The sequence below is a fragment of the Psychrobacter sp. ANT_H3 genome, from assembly GCF_027919975.1.
Lineage (GTDB): Bacteria > Pseudomonadota > Gammaproteobacteria > Pseudomonadales > Moraxellaceae > Psychrobacter > Psychrobacter maritimus.
On record NZ_JAQISM010000016.1, the window covers coordinates 51956 to 70234 of the forward strand.

The following is an 18279-nucleotide window of genomic DNA, read 5'->3' on the forward strand; positions in this document are numbered from 1 at the left end:
AGATAATGCTTACGCCGAGTTAGTAGGATTTGTATCAATGAAAAAGTTAATCGCTGCCGCCAGCTTATGTGTTGCAAGTTTCAGCGTACAAGCTGCTATCACTGTTCCTGAATATGATCTTAACGCTGGTAAACAAGTCGCAGAAACGGTCTGTGCTGCTTGTCACGGTGTTAATGGTGTGAGTCCTATACCAGCCCAGCCAAATCTTGGCGGTCAAAACGTGAAGTACTTATACAAACAATTGGTTGATTTTAAATCGGGCTATCGTAAAAACGGTATCATGCAATCACAAGTTGCCAATCTATCTCAGCAAGATTTGGCCAACGTGTCAGGATATTATGCGAGCCAAAAACCTTGGGGTGTAGCATTCGGTAATCCTGCAACCACACAAGAAGCGACTAAGCTGTTTTTAGGTGGGGATAAGACACGCGGTGTCATCGGTTGTGCAGGTTGCCATGGTCCAGACGCAGCGGGTAATGCTTGGGCTGCATTTCCACGTTTAGGTGGACAGCATGCTGAATATATCGCCACTCAATTAAAGCTTTTCCGTGCGGCTGGTCGTGTAGATGATATCGACAGCGATGAGCAAAAACGTGTCAACGATGCGGCAAAAGAAGGCGAGATGGGTATGATGCAAACCGTTGCTTCAAAACTGTCTGATCGCGATATTCGCATCTTGTCAGATTATGTGAGTGCTATCCACTAATTTGTTGCATGTTTAAATGAAATACTAACTTATGTACTTTCATGCAGCCGTTATGCTTTAGCTATTAAACCCCGATTTCGGGGTTTTTTTATAACTGTCAGTCCTTATATAATTTGCATAATCTTTTATAAAGCTTGTACAAGGTAAGTTGCCCGTATACACAGCTATATATAAAGCTAATAGAAAAAATATCGGCGCTTATCAGGGCTTTATATCATTAAATGTTATTCACTTTGAATCGCTTGGATTTAAATTATGATGATTCGCTATGCTTCTTACTTTATCGCCGCGCTGCTACCGCTATTACTGTTTCGTTGGTTTGCACCCGCATCTATAGGTGAGATCGATTTCTGGCTGCTTTGGCTGTTAGCCATGGTGCTGGTCTCATTACCGGTCGTTTATGCTGAGATTGCCTTGGCCTATCGTAGTGCCGAGGCGCCTTTAGCGGGTATGCAAAAGCTCACGCGCGAGGCAGATGCCAGCTCTTTATGGCGCGGTTTTGGTTGGCTCGCCGCATTGGTGTCTATTATTATTGCAGCACTGGTCATATCTGGTGCAAGTACTGGTATTTTAGCCGCTCTAACGGAATTAAATAGCGCGCCTGATGTACCAAGCTTTGCCATTGCGTCAGGCTTAATGGTCATTGCTGTCTTATTAAGCTTACTGGGCGTCGCTCCTTTATCGATTGGCTTGGGCTTAATGTTGATTGGCTTACTGCTAGGAGTAGCAAACGGTTTACCAAATGTTGCTTTTGCGATGACCGATGTCAGCTTAAGCGAGTGGGCACGTGCTGTTGCCTTGGCATTGGTCAGTGTGGGTGCAGGTACTGGCTTATATTGGTTTGGTCAGCATTTAGTCAGCAAGCAAGCCGTTACTGCGGTCGGGGTGGATAATCATAACGCCCAAAGACCTTCTCGGCATCATGCTACGCAAGAATATCGGGCAACTAAGCTTGTCCTACCGATTTGGATATTACAGCTGGTGGTTGGTGTTGTCGCATTATTTATCAGCGGTATGGCATTGCCACCGATTGGGCAGCTGCTATATTGGGTCGGCGTATTGTTTGTGGCCAGCTACTTACTACACTATAGCACGCAGCAATTGGCGTATAAATTTGGCTTATTGGTCAGTGTGCTATTAACCTTTGTGCTAGCCCTGCTGCTAGTGATTGCGATACCGACCAATTGGCTGGTTGGTATTTTGGTGATTATCAGTAGTATCGCCGTGTTATTACTGTCGGTTTTTGCCGGTTGGCAGATGAAAATCAGCCATTTGCGTAAGTCTTTAAACTTTGGCAATGAAGCTTTTTATAACTTATGGCGGGTAGCGATACGCTTGATTGTGCCTCTAGCATTACTGTTAGCGTTAATCGGTTGGGTAATGCAGTGGTTAAGCTAATGAACGCTGCTAATAACCATGCAGCTAATAACCATGCAGCTAATAATTATGCAGCTGATAACGGTGAAGCTAGCAACAGTGAAGCTAACATTAATATGTCTCAAGCTGAACAAAGCAATTTGATGACGGTATATCTGGCGTATGCCGAAGAAGCAGAGCGTCAGCATTACCTAACCGTCCAAGTCAGTCAAGGTAATACTCTATATGAGGCTTTGGCGCAAGTGGGTTGGCTGACACAGTTCGAAGAGCTGGCAAAATGGTGCGAACAAGTGGCTGATATGACGACGCCAACGGCTAAGCGTTGGCGTGTCGGGGTATATGCGCAAAAACAGCCACTAAATTATATATTGCAGCCTTTTGATCGGGTAGAGGTATATCGCAGCTTAAGCGCTGATCCTATGTCTCAGCGCAAAAATAAATCTCGGGGTTAACCGTCAGTCGCTATAATTTGCTAGCTAGTCGTTATGGTTTTCGAGCAGATTTACGATGCCGGTAAGCTGTCGATACCTTCGATACGAGTTACTATACCATTATCATCAAAATAGACAATTAAATGCTGGCTGGCATTTTTAACATCGGCGATACCTTTGCGGCGACCTTCTGTCCCTGCTTTATAATCGTAGATATAATCCCAGCGTTTAGGCTCTAATGTATCTTTAATTGCCGGACTGCCAAGAATATAAAGTACCTGATTTTGATTCATACCCACTTGTAGTTTCTGTGCTTGGGTTTGGGTAATGGCGGTACCTTGTGGCAAATCAATCTTATACACACTTAGTAATGAGCAGCCAGACATAGCGACAGCGGCACTAAGCATACTGGTAATGGCAATCTTGCGTACTGCGCTTGCAGAGCTTAACGAACGAAAATTCAATGTCTTTATCATGGTAAGATGACTCATAAAAAATGGGTTAGGCGCAGCTAAGAACCGATAAGGCTGGTCTTGCAGGCAATCTTGGACAAATGATACGTCATTTACTTGCAATTGCCTACCACTTACGACATTATTTACCAAACGCTATCTGGCGGTATTTATTATTTATATTTTAAATTCATAGACTTGGCGTCAAATTTTTATAAAAAATTGCTCTAGAAATTCACCTAAGAGTGGCTAGGTTTTTATGGTTGATATTTTTTTATCCGCTATTATTACTCATGATTAATGATCTTTAACTCGTGTTTTTTGAATTTATTTGCTAAGACTTTCATAGTCAGAAGGGATATTATGGCTTCTTTTACCAATCAAGATTTACGTAAAGCGGGTTTGAAAGTAACGTTACCGCGTATCAAAATTTTAGAGCTGCTTGAAAGCGCAGAGCTGCATCATATGAGTGCAGAAGAGGTGTACAAGGCGCTGATTGAGCAGGGTGAGGATGTGGGTCTCGCCACCGTTTATCGCGTGCTGACGCAGTTTGAGCAAGCGGGTATCGTTGAGCGTCATAACTTTGAAAACAATCTATCGGTATTTGAGATTACCCAAGAAGAGCATCACGACCATCTGGTTTGCGATGTCTGCGGTAAGATTATCGAATTCCATAATGAAATCATCGAAGAAGAGCAGACCAAAGTAGCGGCAGAACATGGCTTTAAATTATCTGGTCATTCTTTAGTGCTCTACGGTATTTGTGACAATCAGGCTTGTAAAGACAACGCAAAATAAGCGTTTCAAAAGAATAGCTGATACTGCTAATTTTAAAGCTATAAAAAAGCCCTCACATTCGATGAGGGCTTTTTTATGGAAAATACTGAATAAATTAATAAGTAGGATCAAGCTAAGTAATATAAAACTAAGTAATATAAAACTAAGTAATATCTAGCGATAAACTATCAGCGCCTTCATCTAAATTGGCAGTGCCATTTTTATTGCTCAATTTGATTTTTAAGCGCAAATCATTAGGAGAGTCGGCGTGCAGAATGGCTTCTTTATAGGTGATTTCGCCCTGTTCATATAAGTCAAACAGCGCTTGGTCAAAGGTCTGCATACCACTCTCGCGTGAGCGCGTCATTACATCTTTGATTTCATGAACCTCACCCTTACGGATATAGTCACTAATCAGCTGGGAGTTTAATAAAATCTCAATAGCAGCGCGGCGTCCTTTGCCATCAGGCGTTGGAATCAGTTGCTGGGCGATAATGGCTTGTAAATTCAGCGATAAATCCATAAACAATTGATTATGGCGACTGGTTTCAAAGAAGTGAATAATACGGTCAATCGCTTGGTTGGCGTTATTGGCGTGTAAGGTGGCAAAGACCAAATGTCCGGTCTCAGCATATTGAATCGCATAGCTCATGACCTCGCGGTTACGAATCTCGCCAATCAAAATAACATCAGGCGCTTGGCGTAAGGTGTTTTTCAGCCCCGCTTCAAAAGAGTGGGTGTCGATACCGACTTCACGCTGAGTAATAATACAACCGCGATGCTTATGGACAAACTCGATAGGATCTTCGATGGTAATAATATGACCATGTGAGTTCTGGTTACGGTGCCCAATCATTGCCGCAAGGGTGGTCGATTTACCCGTCCCCGTTGCACCAACCAGCAAGATAATACCGCGCTTTTTCATCGCCAGCTCTTTTAATGCTGGTGGCAGGCGCAGCTCTTCGACCGTTGGGATTTTATTCTCAATTTTCCGTAAAATCATCCCCGCCATGTCGCGCTGTATAAAGGCACTAACCCGAAAACGCGCTTGCTGAGCTTGGTCTGTAATCGCAAACTGACACTCATTGGTTTCGTCGAATTCTTTTTGTTGGCTTGGCGTCATCACCCCTTTAACCAATCTCATGGTTTGCTCAGCCGTTAATGGCGTTTTGCCCACGGGCAGAATTTTGCCATTAATTTTCATGGATGGCGCAACGTCAGCGGTAATAAAAAGGTCAGAGCCGTTTTTATTGATCATTAACTGTAAAAGTTTATCAATGTCCATAACGTACCTACACTTGGAATATATAGATTAAAAGGTGCTTCAATAAACTTTTAAAGACTGCCAATAACGACCATTAAAAATGAATAAAGCCGATTAAAAATCTATGATTGTCAATTTGTAATGTTATTAAAACTTAGTGTTATCAAAACTTAGTGCTACAAGGGTTTAGTCTTCTAAAAACCAGTACTAAATAAACGCCTCAGGCTGCTTAGCATAAGGACGTGCAACATCTTTGCTAATAGTACCTTTTGAGACAAGGTTCTTAAGTGTTTGGTCAAGGGTAATCATGCCATCACCAGCACCCGTCTGAATAGAGGAGTACATCTGAGCGATTTTATTTTCACGTATCAAGTTACGAATAGCAGGCGTGCCTAGCATAATCTCATGCGCGGCAATTCGTCCGCCGGTTTGACGACGCAAAAGAGTCTGTGAGATGACCGCTTGTAATGATTCTGAAAGCATCGCTCGAATCATGTCTTTTTCAGCAGCAGGGAAGACGTCAATCACACGGTCAATGGTTTTTGCCGCTGAGCTGGTGTGCAAAGTACCAAAGACCAAGTGCCCTGTTTCTGCGGCGGTCAAGGCTAAGCGAATAGTCTCAAGGTCACGTAGCTCCCCAACAAGGATAACGTCTGGATCTTCACGTAACGCAGAACGCAACGCAGGCTCGAAACCTAAGGTATCGCGGTGGACTTCACGTTGGTTAATCAAGCTCTTTTTAGACTCGTGGACAAATTCAATCGGGTCTTCAATGGTTAAAATATGCTCTTTACGAGTTTCATTGATATAGTCAATCATGGCCGCCAGCGTGGTAGACTTCCCTGAACCCGTCGGACCTGTAACCAATACTACGCCGCGTTTAAAGTCAGACACACGTTTGAAAACCTCGCCCATACCCAAGTCTTCCATGGTAAGGACTTTAGAAGGAATGGTACGAAAGACCGCGCCTGCACCGCGATTTTGGTTAAAAGCGTTAACACGAAAGCGCGCTAAATTTGGAATCTCAAAAGAGAAATCGGTCTCAAAAAATTCTTCAAAGTCGGCACGCTGCTTATCATTCATGATGTCATAAATCAGCTGATGCACGACCTGATGGCTCATCTCTGGCATATTGATACGGGTCATCTCACCATCGACACGAATCATCGCTGGCATACCGGCTGAAATATGTAAATCTGAGGCTTTATGCTTAACCGTAAAGCGCAGCAAGTCTTCGATACTTAAATTATTCTTTTCAGCCATAATCGGATATTCCTATCAATAAATAAGGGTGAGCCAAAAAGCGTATAGAATGTATAACGTATACTTATTCTATAACGCCATCTAAGCCAATCATCTTAAAAATATGTTGATCTTCGCTGTATTTGTTACCATTACTACTGTCTTTAGTAGTAAATGTTAGACCATGTAACAATATCATAACAAGACTATGGCTATTTAACCATCTACTATATAAATAAAATGCAAAAATAGTTCAGTAATTCTTAGTTTTATGAATATTGATTTATTATTTCTCTATAAAAAGAGTATTTATCAAAAGTTAAAATGACCTATAAAAATAATGATCTAAGACAATAGCATCCTTTATCCCTGTGAGCCTTTTATGAACGATATCTCTAAGCAAACCCATAAAAATAATATTCCTACTGTTGTGACTGCATTTGATACGCAAAATGAGGAAGATAACATCGAGAATATAAATCTAATTGAAAGTTGGCAGCAGGTTAATAAACAGGTGGCGCAGGCGTGTGCCCAAGCGCCAAGGCAGCATAATGCGGTCACTTTACTGGCGGTATCTAAAACCAAGCCTGCTGAGATGGTTGCGACATTAGCGCGGCAGGGGCAGCGTGATTTTGGTGAAAATTATCTGCAAGAAGCGCTTGAAAAAATACAAGTTTTGCGAGAACAGCCAGAATGCGAATCTATCATTTGGCATTATATTGGCAGCATTCAGCGTAATAAGACCCGTGATATTGCTGAGTATTTTGATTGGGTGCAAACGCTGGAGCGCGAGATTATTGCCAAGCGTCTTAATGAGCAACGCCCAGCCGAGCTGCCGCCGCTTAATGTTCTGATACAAGTCAATATCGATAATGAAGACAGCAAGTCCGGCTGTTTGCCAGCCGAATTGCCCGCATTGATATCTGCCATTAAACATTACGAGCGCTTGCAACTGCGTGGTTTGATGATTATTCCGGCAAAAGCCAACACCGATGCCTTTGCTCGAACCAAGCAATTATTTGAAGATATCAAGATTGAGCATCCAGAGTTACCGCAGTGGGATACGCTGAGCATGGGCATGAGTGGTGACATGGGTGAAGCCATTGCCAATGGCTCGACCATGGTGCGCGTCGGCACGGCAATATTTGGCGCGCGTGCCTAATTTTGAGCTTGTTATTAATTGACTGTTAAACCATTAAGCGAATACTAAATCAATTCATCAAATGTTAATACCAGATTTGAACTGCTCTTTTTACTTCACCGCCTCTTCAAGTTTGGTGACGAGTAGCTGCGTAATTTTAAGGTTATCAGTAGCGATAATCTCAAAACGATAATTGGCGTATTCGATGGTATCGGTTTTTTTAGGAATTTTGCGCAGCATATACATCATAAAACCGCTGATGGTTTCATAGTTCTGACTGCGCGGCAAATTAACAATATCTAGCGCCCGAATGACGTCTTCAATCGGCGTCATACCATCGATAAGCCAAGAATTATCAGTACGCTGCACGATAGGTTGCTCTTCAACCGTCACCAGCTCACCCATGACAATACTCATCACATCGCGTAGGGTAATGACGCCAACCACCAAGCCATATTCATTAACAATAACCGCAAAGTCAGCACCAGTCGATTTAAACATCTCTAAGACTTCAAACAAAGACAAGGTATCGGGTACAAATAACGCCGGTTTTAATAGCGCTTTGTCAGTTAGGCTAACCTCTTGCTGGTTAAGTACCAAGGCTAAAAAGCTGCGCGACTCTACATAACCGATAATTTGTTCTAAATCGTCTTCCTCACAGACCAAAAACTTGTTGTGCGGCTGCGCGATCATCACCTCGACCACTTCTTCTGTACTGGTCTTACTATCGAAATAGACGATATGCTCACGCGGATTCATCACTGAGGTGACGGTACGCTCTTGCATCTCAAAGATGTTTTCGATCAAATGGTGCTCTTGTTTTTTGAGCACACCAGCTTCAGCACCAGCGTCCATTACCGCATAGATATCTTCTGGAGTAATGTCATCTTGGCGAATGGTTGATATGTCAAAAAGCTCAAAGATAAGGTTCGCGGCGCCATCAAAGACCCAAATAACCGGCTTAAAGATAAAAGTCAGTGCCATCATAGGGCGTACCAGTCGCACAGCAAAAATTTCTGCATTAGACATCGCCAAGCGCCTAGGCATCAAATCAGCAAGTAGGGAAAATAAACTGGTAATAAGCACGAATGAGATAATAGATGCCGCCGCTTCATGCTTGATCAACAGCTGCAAATAAGGGCTAATGGCTGACTCACCAACCGCACCGGCTGAAATGGCGACGGCGTTCAGAACAACTTGCACCACAGTAATAAATCCACCAGGATTTTCTTGCATATGCAGGACATCAAGGGCGCGGACTTCGCCTTCTTTTGCCATGATTTGGAGCTTAATCTTGCGACCAGCAGCGATGGCAATCTCGGCGGCAGAGACAAAGGCACTCAAGGTAAGTAATAAAAGAAGGAAGATAGTAGCGGTGATCAAACTCATGACGGACTCGGATAAAAATAGGTAGGGTAGTTAAATTAAAAACAGTAGTTGCAATAAGGTGAAGTAAGAGATTATGTATAAAAATTTGGGGCAAGTAGCAGATAATGAAAATTATTTATCAATAAAAACTAAAAAAGCTGGGTAAGCACCCAGCTAATTATAAAACACTTGAATAAAGTTATATAAAAACTTAAATCTATCCCACCTTTTAGTTTGTCATTTAAATAGACGTTAATCTAAAAAATAACGGCATATCTAAAAGGTTGTAATGATAAATCAGTAGTTAAAGCTTAGCCTTTTATTGACCATTTATTCACCAATGGGAAACGACGCTCGCGACCAAAGGCTTTATGGCTAATCTTAGTGCCAATCGGTGCTTGCGAGCGTTTATACTCGCTGTTATCAACCATTTTAATAACTTTGGCAACCAAATCAGCATCAAAGCCTTTATCGACGATATCTTGATAGCCCATATCTTCATCGATATACGACATTAAGATACCATCTAATACATCATAGTCAGGCAGGCTATCTTGGTCTTTTTGATCAGGACGCAGCTCAGCCGATGGCGGGCGCGTAATCACACGCTCAGGGATAACCGGCGTATCTTCTAAGCGATTACGGTAGCTAGCAAGTTTATAAACTTGTGATTTATAAACGTCTTTTAGCACATCAAAGCCGCCAGCCATATCACCGTATAAGGTTGAATAACCAACAGCCAATTCTGATTTATTACCCGTAGTGATGACCAAATGACCAAATTTATTAGACAGTGCCATCAGCACCACACCGCGTGCGCGCGCTTGGATATTCTCTTCGGTAGTATCAGCAGGTGACTTATTAAATAGTGGTGCTAAGGTATGACGGATACCTTCAACCGCATCAAAAATCGGGCAAACGGTATAAGAAACATTTAAGCGACGGGCCTGTGCTTGTGCATCTTCTAAGCTGATTTGTGAAGTGTATTCGTACGGCATCATCACCGCATAGACTTTATCAGCGCCCAGAGCGTCGACGGCAATACACAAGGTCAAGGCTGAATCGATACCGCCTGATAAGCCAACGATGATGCCAGTAAAGCCTGAAAGATTGACGTAATCACGTAGACCAACGACCAGCGCTTGGTACATCTCCGACTCACGGCTTAATGATAAAGGCGCTTTTGCTTGCGTATCAAATTTTGCCGTCTTTACATTAAATGTCGCTAGCATGAGCTGATTCATAAAGCGTGAGGCTTCGTGAGCTACGCTGCCATCGGCTTGGATGGCCATAGAGCCGCCGTCAAAGACCAAGTCATCTTGACCGCCAACCGCGTTTAGATAAACCATAGGCAAATTGTTTTCGCGACTACGTTTGGCCAGCATGGTTTTACGGTTGTCTTGTTTTTCAATCTCAAACGGTGAGGCGTTTAAGCTCACAATCAGGTCAGCGCCTTGTTTTTTAAGCTCAGCAATTGGACCTTTTTCCCACAAATCTTCGCAGATAAGCAGACCGATGGTAATACCTTTATAGTCAAACAATACTTGGTTGCGACCTTTATCAAAATAACGGCGCTCATCAAATACGCCATAATTTGGCAAGATTTGTTTATGATAAAAGCCTTTTTGATGGCCATTATGCAAAATCGCAGCCGAGTTAAAGGTGCCATGATGGTCGACATGCGGATAGCCTACAATCATCACGATATCATCGATATCACTTAAAGACGACAGCGCGCTTTTGATACGTCCTGAAAGACTAGGGCGTAGCAATAAATCTTGCGGTGGGTAGCCCAATAATGCTAACTCTGGGAAGATAATCACATCAGCGCCTTGCTCACGTGCTTGTAGTGCGAGCGTGCGCATTTTTTCAGCGTTAGCAGTGATATCACCAACCAAAAAATGCGATTGGGCTAGCGCAAAAGTCACGCTGTCTTGCGGTTTAGATGCCGTATTGGCGTCATTTGAGGCAGTAGAATTGGGATTATCAGTATCTTTTGCAGTGTCTCTTGACATTGTTATTGTTCCTATCAATAGGTTGTGTAAATGTGTTGAATCCGTCTTGGTTTCAAATAAAACCAAATCAAAGTAATTTATAAAAGTAACGCAAAATATAAGTGTTTAATCAGGCACTCAAAACACGACGCTTGAATAGTGAGTCGAAATAATGAGCGCCAAGCTTGGATAGGCATCAATATAATGCTTATCGACAATACCAAAATATGCAGCGCCGCTCTAAATACCAGTGATTAAGACAGTCTAGAGTAGGGTGGCAGATGAGGATTGCAAGAAGTAATTTTCAAAACGCCAAGGCTGATAATGCTAAAAACCTATAAGGTCATACTAACTTAACAGCACTTAAGCGTTCAGATTAATCCCTTTAGTATAACATCAATTGTCCGTACTAATAGAACTGAGCAGTGATTTAGCTGGCAAGATATCACAGCATAATTGACTAAAAAGGCGCTAGATAGCCGTTATGTTACAAGGATAAATCTGCTTGGGAATTTTTGCGTGCAAGCACCGATATTCACTGATAATGCGTACGGATAAATGTAAGTAAAGATTACAACATAGTCTTATTTATTGGGTTTATTTTATTGCATAATAAACCGTTACTGTCGGCGGGTTACCTCATTTAAGCGCAGTTAAATATCAAATTAACGCTATTCTAATCAGCAAAGATTGTTTTTAGAAATTAATGCTGTTTTGCTAGCCAAATATGATGTTTATAAAGGTGCTGTATGGTACGGTAGCTGTATTGCGCGCTGTATTGTCAGGAATTTTTCTACACTGCAGTTATGATGAAACTTATTACCCAATATTAACTATTACCTAATATTTACCACTTAACATACTCGCTAAGGGATACCAATAATGGACATGGTCTGTAACGGACAAGCTCTGTGATTTTTATCCACCTATTTATAAACGTTACAGCAAAGCCGGATTGGCTTTTTGCTGCCTGCTCTTGGTTTATACGCTATGATTGAAAACTGGACAAAAGAATTTCTTATTCAGCGCTTATTGGCCATTACCTTATTGGTGGTGCTGTTCGTATTATGTTTCCAAGTCGTACAGTTTTTTATTGTACCAGCGCTATGGGCAGCGATTTTAGCCTACGTGACTTTCCCTATTTATAATTTTTTTCACCAAAGAGTTCGATTCAGCTCAAATTTTAGCGCCGCTATTATGACGGTGAGCATCACGCTTATGATTGGTGTGCCGCTCGTCGTTGGTATCTTTATTTTGCAGCAAGAAGCGTTAAGCCTCATTAGTAATTTAGTCTATCGCATCAAAGTGGGCTATTTAGATGTGCCTGATTCTGTCAAAGATTTGCCCATCATCGGTCAGCAAGTCAAAGATGTATTGTGGAGAATCAATAAAAACCCTGAGGGGACGCTAGAGGCTTTTCGTCTTTGGGTACAGTCGCACCTGTATTATGGCAAAGTTGCTTTTGATGTCGTCTTCAGTGGTCTTGCTAAGCTTGGTATGGCGCTGATGACGTTGTTTTTCTTTTATCGCGATGGCACCAGTTTGGTACGTCAAATCCGTCAAGCGCTGCGTAATATCATTGGCAATCGTATCGATGGTTATATTGATTCGGTCGGTACGACCACGCGCGCGGTCGTCTATGGTATTGGCTTGACCGCATTGGCGCAGGCATTGCTCGCGGGTATTGGTTACTATTTCGCTGGCGCGCCAAGTCCCATCTTACTCACCATTGTGACTTTTATCATTGCCTTAATTCCCTTTGGTACGCCATTTGTTTGGGGCGCGGTATCGATTTGGTTATTAAGCCAAGGTCATACCGTAGAAGGGATTGGCTTAGCGCTTTGGGGTATACTGGTTATCAGTTGGGTTGATAACCTTATCCGTCCTATCGTCATTAGTGGCGCCACCAAAATTCCTTTTATCATTATTTTTATCGGGGTATTGGGTGGTTTAACTGCGTTTGGTTTTGTTGGTTTATTTATTGGTCCTGTGGTATTGGCAATCGGCCTTGCCGTATGGCGTGAATGGATATCGCAGCATAAGAATGAGTTGTTTGCCCAGCAAGAAGGGATGTTGGTTGACGGTCCACTGCAACCTAAAATGGCTGAGCAAAAAGCTACTGAGCAAAATAAAGACGAAAATACCGTTTCTACTGACCAAACAGAAGGTTAAAAAGAGAAGCGCATAAAGTTTGATAATAAAAAACACACTGTCCTAATGATGCGATGGTTGATAAGAAACCTTTATAAATAGGGATATTTAAAGATGCCTAATGCCAGCACTACGAATAACGATAATATGCGTCCTCTGACCATTGTTGCTGATAGCAATATAGCCAGCCTTAATGAGTTTTTTAATGCATCAACGCTTGGGCAAGAGACGAAGCGTACGGTGAAGATTTTTGCCGTCGCTGGACGTGATATCAATGCCCAGTTGCTCGCAGAGTTGCAACCTGATGTGCTATTGATACGTTCGGTGACGCCAGTAGGCGCGGCGCTATTGGCAGATAATAATAGTGTGAAGTTTGTTGGTTCGGCGACCATCGGTACCGATCATGTCGATCAAGATTATTTGGCAGCACGCAATATAACCTTTGCCAACGCCGCTGGCTGTAGTAAGCATTCGGTTGCGCAGTATGTATTAACCGCTATCTTAACCTTACGCCCGCAGTATTGGCAGCCATCGATACCGCCCGTAACCTTAGGAATTATCGGACTGGGTAATATTGGCAGCACCCTTGCGCAATATGCTCATGATTTAGGTTGGCAGGTATTGGGTTACGATCCGCTACTGCCTGCATCGAATATTAATAATGCCAGCTTTGGGCAGGTAATTAGCCAAAGTGATATTATCAGCTTGCATGTGCCGTTAACCGATAAAAAAGATAATGCTAATCCTAATGGCAGCGACTATCCAACCCGGTATTTAATCGATAACAATGCTTTGGATGCGATGCCTGCAGATACATTATTAATCAATAGCGCGCGCGGACCGGTTATTAATGCGCATGACTTAGTAGCTGATATTGAACGTACGGGTCGCCAAGTTGTGCTCGATGTGTTTGAGCATGAGCCAGAGATTTCTGAGAGTTTATTGTCCAAACTTGCGATTGCCACACCGCATATCGCAGGCTACACGGTCGAAGGTAAGCTGCGAGGTACGCAAATTATCTATGATGCGCTTTGTGAAAAATTGGCGGTCACACCGGCGCAGTCTATGCATACGCTATTGCCGCTCAATATGTTTTTATGGTCTGAGCTCAAGGCGCATCCGGAGAGACTGATTAAATTTTATAATATCATGCAAGATGATGCTGCATTACGAAGTAAGTTAGCTGATGGTCAAGTAAAGGGCGCCGACTTTGATCAATTGCGCCGAGATTATCATTTACGCCGTGAATGGCAATCGTAAAAATTAGGCGTTTTTAAAAGTTAGCTGGTTTTAAAAGCCAGGTAGCCTTAAAACTTAAAACATCGTTTTAAAATCTATTCTTTATCCTTAAATTGCAGTAAATAATAATGACTCAAGCAAGTAATTCCTTTTCTAAACCCAGCTATGCGCCGACCATGACCGTATCAATGGCACAAAAGCGTGCGCAATTTATGAGTGCTATTCGGCAGTTTTTTGCCACGCGTCAAGTGCTCGAAGTACAGACGCCCTTGTTATCGCAAGCAGGCAATACTGATACCTTTTTGCAATCAGTGGCGGCGCAGGTCACCTACCAAGATAAACCTTGTACTTATTATCTGCATACGTCGCCTGAGTTCGCCATGAAACGGCTACTTGCTAGCTGGCAGGTGCCTATTTATCAGATTTGCCCAGTATTTCGAGATAATGAAATAGGTGTGCGTCATAATATTGAATTCACCATGCTCGAATGGTATCAGCCGAACTACAGCTTAGATGATATGGCTGCTGAATTGGGCGAGCTATTAGAAGCGCTTTATGGTTATCCGATTGTGCTGAGTCATTACCGTTACGTCGATGCCTTTATGGACTTTGTTGGTATCCATCCGTTAACGGCCAGTATTGCGGCGCTACAAGCAGTGGCCGAAGATAAGGGTTTAACAGGGTTTGATTTTAATAGTGTAGAAAATGGCGCTACCAATAGTGAAGAAGATATTCGTCAAAGCTGGTTAGATTTACTATTTAGTCATGCCGTCGAGCCAAATTTGGGTCATGATTTGCCGACGTTGATTATAGAATATCCCCCTGCAACGGCGGCATTGGCAAAAACGGCTAAGGATAAAGACGGTAATATAGTCGCCAAGCGCTTTGAGCTTTATATTAATGGTATTGAGATTGCCAATGCTTACGATGAGCTGGCAGATGGGCAGGCGTTAAGAGCGCGCTTTGAGCGCGATAATCAATTGCGCAAGCATCATAACTTGCCACAAATGCCAATCGATGAGCATTTATTAGCAGCGTCTGATGACTTAATACCTTGCAGCGGTATCGCTGTTGGTATCGATAGGTTGCTGATGGTTATAACAGGGGCTAGCAGATTAGAGGACGTGATTCCTTTTCCCAGTGGCTTAGCTTAGTTGCTCTTTGATATCGTTTAACGTAACCGTTAATTTTTAAACAATCTATCAGAAAAAAGCGCGTAAACCGGAAGGCTTACGCGCTTTTATATTTCTGTACTGCTTTTAATAATGCTGCAAAGCTGTATATTGTTTATTATAACTTTTGTTTCTTACAGTTTAGCAAGCGCTGCATCAATGGTAGTTTCGCCATTGTGCATGCTAAAAACTTTTTTATTGGTATTATCAGCATTGAGTACAGCTGCCAACGTCGTAGCTACATCTTCAATTGAGTTCTCACCCGCATTGTCATCATTGATAGTGATTTTACCCGTTGCTGCACGCTCTTTTAGTGCACCTGCTTGCACGATAGTATAATCAAGGTTGCTATTATTAACCAACCACTGATCGGCGTAATGCTTACAGATATAGTATTCTTTTAAGTCAGCAATACCAGGCTGATTCCATTTGCTGGTATCTAATGAAAACACCGTACTAAGCATGATATAGCGTTTTATACCTTTATCTTCTGTTGCTTGCATGGTTTTGACCGCACCATGTAAATCAACTTCTAAGATATCTTTACCACCTGAACCGGCGACAAAATAGACCGCCTCGATATCTTTATCAATTTGGCTCTGAATCGCGTCTTTTTCGGCAGTGATATCTAAATCTAACTGGCTATAATTGTCATCAGTAAAGAGTTTTTCTTCCTGACGGGTGGTGCCAATCACTTGATGGTTATCTGCTAATAACTGCTTAACCAAATCTGTACCCACTCGACCACTGGCGCCAATCACTAAAATTTTCATATTCATTCCTATTTTTATATGCGTTTTATATACGTTATCGTTATTTTAAAATTTATCGTTTAAAAACCAATTATTCAAAAACCGATTGTTTTGAAAGCTGCATATAGCGTAACAAGAATGATGAGCACACTTCGTTATGAAGCGTGCCGTTTGCATAGTGTTTGGTTATGGAGTGTATACGGTTTGCAAGCCTGTTATTTATAAAAGCTGCTATTCATAAGAATAAGAAAGTTAGAACAAAGGTTAGAAAGGGTAGCTGTCCAATAATGCATAAGAAAATTAACGCACCAATTAACGTACTAAGCGATTAAGACCATCGGCAAAGGCTTTTTTATCGCGGTCGCCATAAGGTTTCTGGCCACTCATTTCTTGCAGCTCGAGCACGCCCGTGCCACGCATGGTATCCATAAAATCGCGCATATTAAGCTTTTGCTTGATGTTATTTTTATCATAGACCATACCGCGCGTGGTTAAAACCATACCGCCTTTATCTAAAATATCATTGGCTAAGGGAATGTCGCTAGTGATGGCTAAATCGCCTGGCTGGATTTGCTCAACGATATAATCATCGGCTTTATCAAACCCTGATGGCACCACTGTCATGACGAGCAGCGGTGATTTGCGCAGTTTGATTGGCTGATTGGCGACAAATATCGCCATGGTTTGGGTGCGTTCAGCCGTTTTGATAATCAAGTCTTTGGCAATCAGAGGCACCGAATCAGCATCTACCCAAATCTGCATTATTTCTGAGCCTTATCTGTATTTGATAGCTGGTCGTTTGATAGCTTCTCTATATCTCCTAAATCCTCTGGGTGGCTCTCTTTAACATTGATAGCAGCATCTTCTACAGCTTGGTCAGTTTCAGTGCTGGCTGTTTGCTCTGGTGTTTTTGCTTGGTTCTCGGTAACCGTAGGCGCTAACTTTTTATCAAGACCGACTTTATTAGGCAACACAGCAACCAGCTTAGCGAGGGCGATATCTAAGTCAGCGACATCATTTGGCATCAAGGTAATATGCGCAATTTTACGATCCTCGCGCTCAGCCTTATGGTAGCTATGATAATGGGCGCCATCGATATTGAGCACCGCGCTGATATTAGGATATTGACCCAACACATTCAACATAATCGCTGGGTGGACGTTGTCAGTATCGCCTAAGGGTAGATTGACCACCGCGCGGATATGATTCTCAAACTGACTGGTAATCGCGCCTTCGATACTCCAATGTCCAGAGTTATGGACGCGTGGGGCAATCTCGTTGGCCAGCAGATAGTCGTTACCACGCGTATCTTTGCTCACAAATAGCTCAAGCGCCATCACACCAACATAACCTAGATGATTCATCACAGTGGTAATGGCATCGGTTGCTTGTTGGAACAAATGGCTGGTACCAACGGCAGGCGCGCGCGTTTTGGCCAATATACCGTTATGATGATGGTTTTCGACCAAATCATAGCAGCGTACTTGACCGTTTTGGGCGCGTGCAGCAATGATAGATACTTCACGGCTAAAGTTAATAAAGCCTTCTGCAATGAGGGGAGCAGGCGTTGGCGTTAGTGCGCCTTTACCACTAACCGCATCCTTAAGCTCATGCCAAGCAACGGTAATATCACTTTCTTCTTTAATAACAAACTGACCTTTGCCATCATAACCGCCACGGCTGGTCTTTAGGACGATAGGCAATCCTAGCTCGTCGCAAGCTTGCTTTAATTCTGCTTCAGAATTAACCACCATAAATGGTACGGTGGCGATATCAAGCTCATTGAACATGCGCTTTTCTTTTAAGCGATCTTGAGCGATATCAAGGGCAATCGGTGGCGGAAACATGCCTTGCTTGCTGCCAGATTTTGATAAGCTGGCCAATTGCTCAACGGTAGCAGTAGGCGTATTTTCAAACTCTAAGGTAAAGACGTCAGCTGCGGCAATAAATGCTTCTAATTGCTCGCTATGAAAAACTTTTCCGTATAGGCTGGCCGGACAGTCGGCATTGTCTTCTAAAAATACGCACTGATAACCGAGCGGCATGGCGGCTTCGGCGAGCATCATACCAAGCTGACCACCGCCTAAAATACCGATGGTACGAATGGTTTGGGTTACAGGATAAGCGTTCGCTGTAGTCATGGCAGGCTCTTTACATTGAAAATGAATAAGGGAGTTTGAGTACTAATATCTAAAACTTACGGGATAAAACTT

General features: G+C 42.7%; 16 protein-coding genes. 8 read left to right on the forward strand and 8 right to left on the reverse strand.

Translation table 11 applies throughout. The features are described from left to right. The first annotated feature begins 37 nt into the window (after positions 1–37). The 3 genes from PG901_RS09285 to PG901_RS09295 all read left to right on the forward strand — a co-directional run bounded on the left by PG901_RS09285 (position 38) and on the right by PG901_RS09295 (position 2535). Positions 38–706: a c-type cytochrome gene (locus tag PG901_RS09285; protein ID WP_201562362.1), complete on the forward strand. Its 669-nt coding sequence runs from the start codon at positions 38–40 to the stop codon at positions 704–706. Positions 707–961: 255 nt separating this feature from the next. Beyond that, positions 962–2104, forward strand: a complete 1143-nt coding sequence (locus tag PG901_RS09290) for a hypothetical protein (protein WP_201624703.1) — start codon at positions 962–964, stop codon at positions 2102–2104. Beyond that, complete coding sequence (locus PG901_RS09295) at positions 2104–2535, forward strand: RnfH family protein (RefSeq protein WP_271134320.1); 432 nt, start codon at positions 2104–2106, stop codon at positions 2533–2535. Before PG901_RS09290 ends, PG901_RS09295 begins: the two co-directional genes overlap by 1 nt. A 50-nt stretch (positions 2536–2585) precedes the next feature. On the opposite strand, the gene PG901_RS09300 is transcribed toward PG901_RS09295, so the two are convergent. Then, positions 2586–3005, reverse strand: coding sequence for an outer membrane protein assembly factor BamE (locus PG901_RS09300; RefSeq protein WP_183619781.1), 420 nt, complete (start codon positions 3003–3005; stop codon positions 2586–2588). Between the two features lie 324 nt (positions 3006–3329). Between PG901_RS09300 and fur the strand changes: the two genes are divergently transcribed. Continuing rightward, positions 3330–3764: a ferric iron uptake transcriptional regulator gene (gene fur, locus PG901_RS09305; RefSeq protein ID WP_201562358.1), complete on the forward strand. Its 435-nt coding sequence runs from the start codon at positions 3330–3332 to the stop codon at positions 3762–3764. A 142-nt stretch (positions 3765–3906) separates the two neighbouring features. Here the strand turns inward: fur and PG901_RS09310 are convergent, their stop codons facing one another. Then, positions 3907–5028, reverse strand: a complete 1122-nt coding sequence (locus tag PG901_RS09310; protein ID WP_201619098.1) for a PilT/PilU family type 4a pilus ATPase — start codon at positions 5026–5028, stop codon at positions 3907–3909. 186 nt (positions 5029–5214) lie between these two features. Then, on the reverse strand, positions 5215–6270 hold the full coding sequence (locus tag PG901_RS09315) for a type IV pilus twitching motility protein PilT (protein ID WP_149490560.1): 1056 nt from the start codon (positions 6268–6270) through the stop codon (positions 5215–5217). A gap of 409 nt (positions 6271–6679) precedes the next feature. On the opposite strand from PG901_RS09315, the gene PG901_RS09320 reads away from it, so the two are divergent. Continuing rightward, positions 6680–7411 carry a YggS family pyridoxal phosphate-dependent enzyme gene (locus tag PG901_RS09320; RefSeq protein WP_413786591.1) on the forward strand — a complete coding sequence of 244 codons (732 nt, stop codon included), beginning with the start codon at positions 6680–6682 and terminating at the stop codon, positions 7409–7411. A 90-nt stretch (positions 7412–7501) separates the two neighbouring features. On the opposite strand, the gene PG901_RS09325 is transcribed toward PG901_RS09320, so the two are convergent. Next, positions 7502–8779: a hemolysin family protein gene (locus PG901_RS09325; RefSeq protein WP_201619100.1), complete on the reverse strand. Its 1278-nt coding sequence runs from the start codon at positions 8777–8779 to the stop codon at positions 7502–7504. Positions 8780–9069: 290 nt separating this feature from the next. After that, positions 9070–10773, reverse strand: coding sequence for an NAD+ synthase (locus tag PG901_RS09330; protein ID WP_271134321.1), 1704 nt, complete (start codon positions 10771–10773; stop codon positions 9070–9072). A gap of 969 nt (positions 10774–11742) precedes the next feature. On the opposite strand from PG901_RS09330, the gene PG901_RS09335 reads away from it, so the two are divergent. From PG901_RS09335 to epmA, 3 genes are all read left to right on the forward strand, one after another. After that, the gene (locus PG901_RS09335; RefSeq protein WP_227692274.1) at positions 11743–12924 is read left to right on the forward strand and encodes an AI-2E family transporter; all 1182 of its coding nucleotides are present in this window, start codon (positions 11743–11745) and stop codon (positions 12922–12924) included. A gap of 126 nt (positions 12925–13050) precedes the next feature. Next, complete coding sequence (locus PG901_RS09340) at positions 13051–14163, forward strand: 4-phosphoerythronate dehydrogenase (RefSeq protein WP_271134326.1); 1113 nt, start codon at positions 13051–13053, stop codon at positions 14161–14163. Between the two features lie 107 nt (positions 14164–14270). Continuing rightward, entirely contained in the window at positions 14271–15296 is a 1026-nt protein-coding gene (gene epmA / locus PG901_RS09345; protein ID WP_201624706.1) for an EF-P lysine aminoacylase EpmA, read from the forward strand. A gap of 152 nt (positions 15297–15448) precedes the next feature. Here epmA and PG901_RS09350 read toward each other — a convergent pair whose 3' ends face one another. From PG901_RS09350 to PG901_RS09360, 3 genes are all read right to left on the reverse strand, one after another. Continuing rightward, complete coding sequence (locus tag PG901_RS09350) at positions 15449–16087, reverse strand: NAD(P)H-binding protein (RefSeq protein ID WP_201624707.1); 639 nt, start codon at positions 16085–16087, stop codon at positions 15449–15451. A 291-nt stretch (positions 16088–16378) separates the two neighbouring features. Next, complete coding sequence (locus tag PG901_RS09355) at positions 16379–16828, reverse strand: YaiI/YqxD family protein (RefSeq protein WP_021814375.1); 450 nt, start codon at positions 16826–16828, stop codon at positions 16379–16381. Then, complete coding sequence (locus PG901_RS09360; RefSeq protein WP_227692275.1) at positions 16828–18207, reverse strand: 5-(carboxyamino)imidazole ribonucleotide synthase; 1380 nt, start codon at positions 18205–18207, stop codon at positions 16828–16830. Before PG901_RS09360 ends, PG901_RS09355 begins: the two co-directional genes overlap by 1 nt. Between the last annotated feature and the right edge of the window lie 72 nt (positions 18208–18279).

Excerpts from the sequence above, each read along its gene's own strand:
- PG901_RS09335 (WP_227692274.1), top strand. The coding sequence starts at position 11,743 with ATGATTGAAAACTGGACAAAAGAATTTCTTATTCAGCGCTTATTGGCC.
- epmA (WP_201624706.1), top strand. The coding sequence starts at position 14,271 with ATGACTCAAGCAAGTAATTCCTTTTCTAAACCCAGCTATGCGCCGACC.
- PG901_RS09325 (WP_201619100.1), bottom strand. The coding sequence starts at position 8,779 with ATGAGTTTGATCACCGCTACTATCTTCCTTCTTTTATTACTTACCTTG.
- PG901_RS09285 (WP_201562362.1), top strand. The coding sequence starts at position 38 with ATGAAAAAGTTAATCGCTGCCGCCAGCTTATGTGTTGCAAGTTTCAGC.
- PG901_RS09340 (WP_271134326.1), top strand. The coding sequence starts at position 13,051 with ATGCGTCCTCTGACCATTGTTGCTGATAGCAATATAGCCAGCCTTAAT.
- PG901_RS09315 (WP_149490560.1), bottom strand. The coding sequence starts at position 6,270 with ATGGCTGAAAAGAATAATTTAAGTATCGAAGACTTGCTGCGCTTTACG.
- PG901_RS09330 (WP_271134321.1), bottom strand. The coding sequence starts at position 10,773 with ATGTCAAGAGACACTGCAAAAGATACTGATAATCCCAATTCTACTGCC.
- PG901_RS09300 (WP_183619781.1), bottom strand. The coding sequence starts at position 3,005 with ATGAGTCATCTTACCATGATAAAGACATTGAATTTTCGTTCGTTAAGC.
- PG901_RS09350 (WP_201624707.1), bottom strand. The coding sequence starts at position 16,087 with ATGAAAATTTTAGTGATTGGCGCCAGTGGTCGAGTGGGTACAGATTTG.
- PG901_RS09295 (WP_271134320.1), top strand. The coding sequence starts at position 2,104 with ATGAACGCTGCTAATAACCATGCAGCTAATAACCATGCAGCTAATAAT.
- PG901_RS09360 (WP_227692275.1), bottom strand. The coding sequence starts at position 18,207 with ATGACTACAGCGAACGCTTATCCTGTAACCCAAACCATTCGTACCATC.
- PG901_RS09310 (WP_201619098.1), bottom strand. The coding sequence starts at position 5,028 with ATGGACATTGATAAACTTTTACAGTTAATGATCAATAAAAACGGCTCT.
- PG901_RS09290 (WP_201624703.1), top strand. The coding sequence starts at position 962 with ATGATGATTCGCTATGCTTCTTACTTTATCGCCGCGCTGCTACCGCTA.
- fur (WP_201562358.1), top strand. The coding sequence starts at position 3,330 with ATGGCTTCTTTTACCAATCAAGATTTACGTAAAGCGGGTTTGAAAGTA.
- PG901_RS09355 (WP_021814375.1), bottom strand. The coding sequence starts at position 16,828 with ATGCAGATTTGGGTAGATGCTGATTCGGTGCCTCTGATTGCCAAAGAC.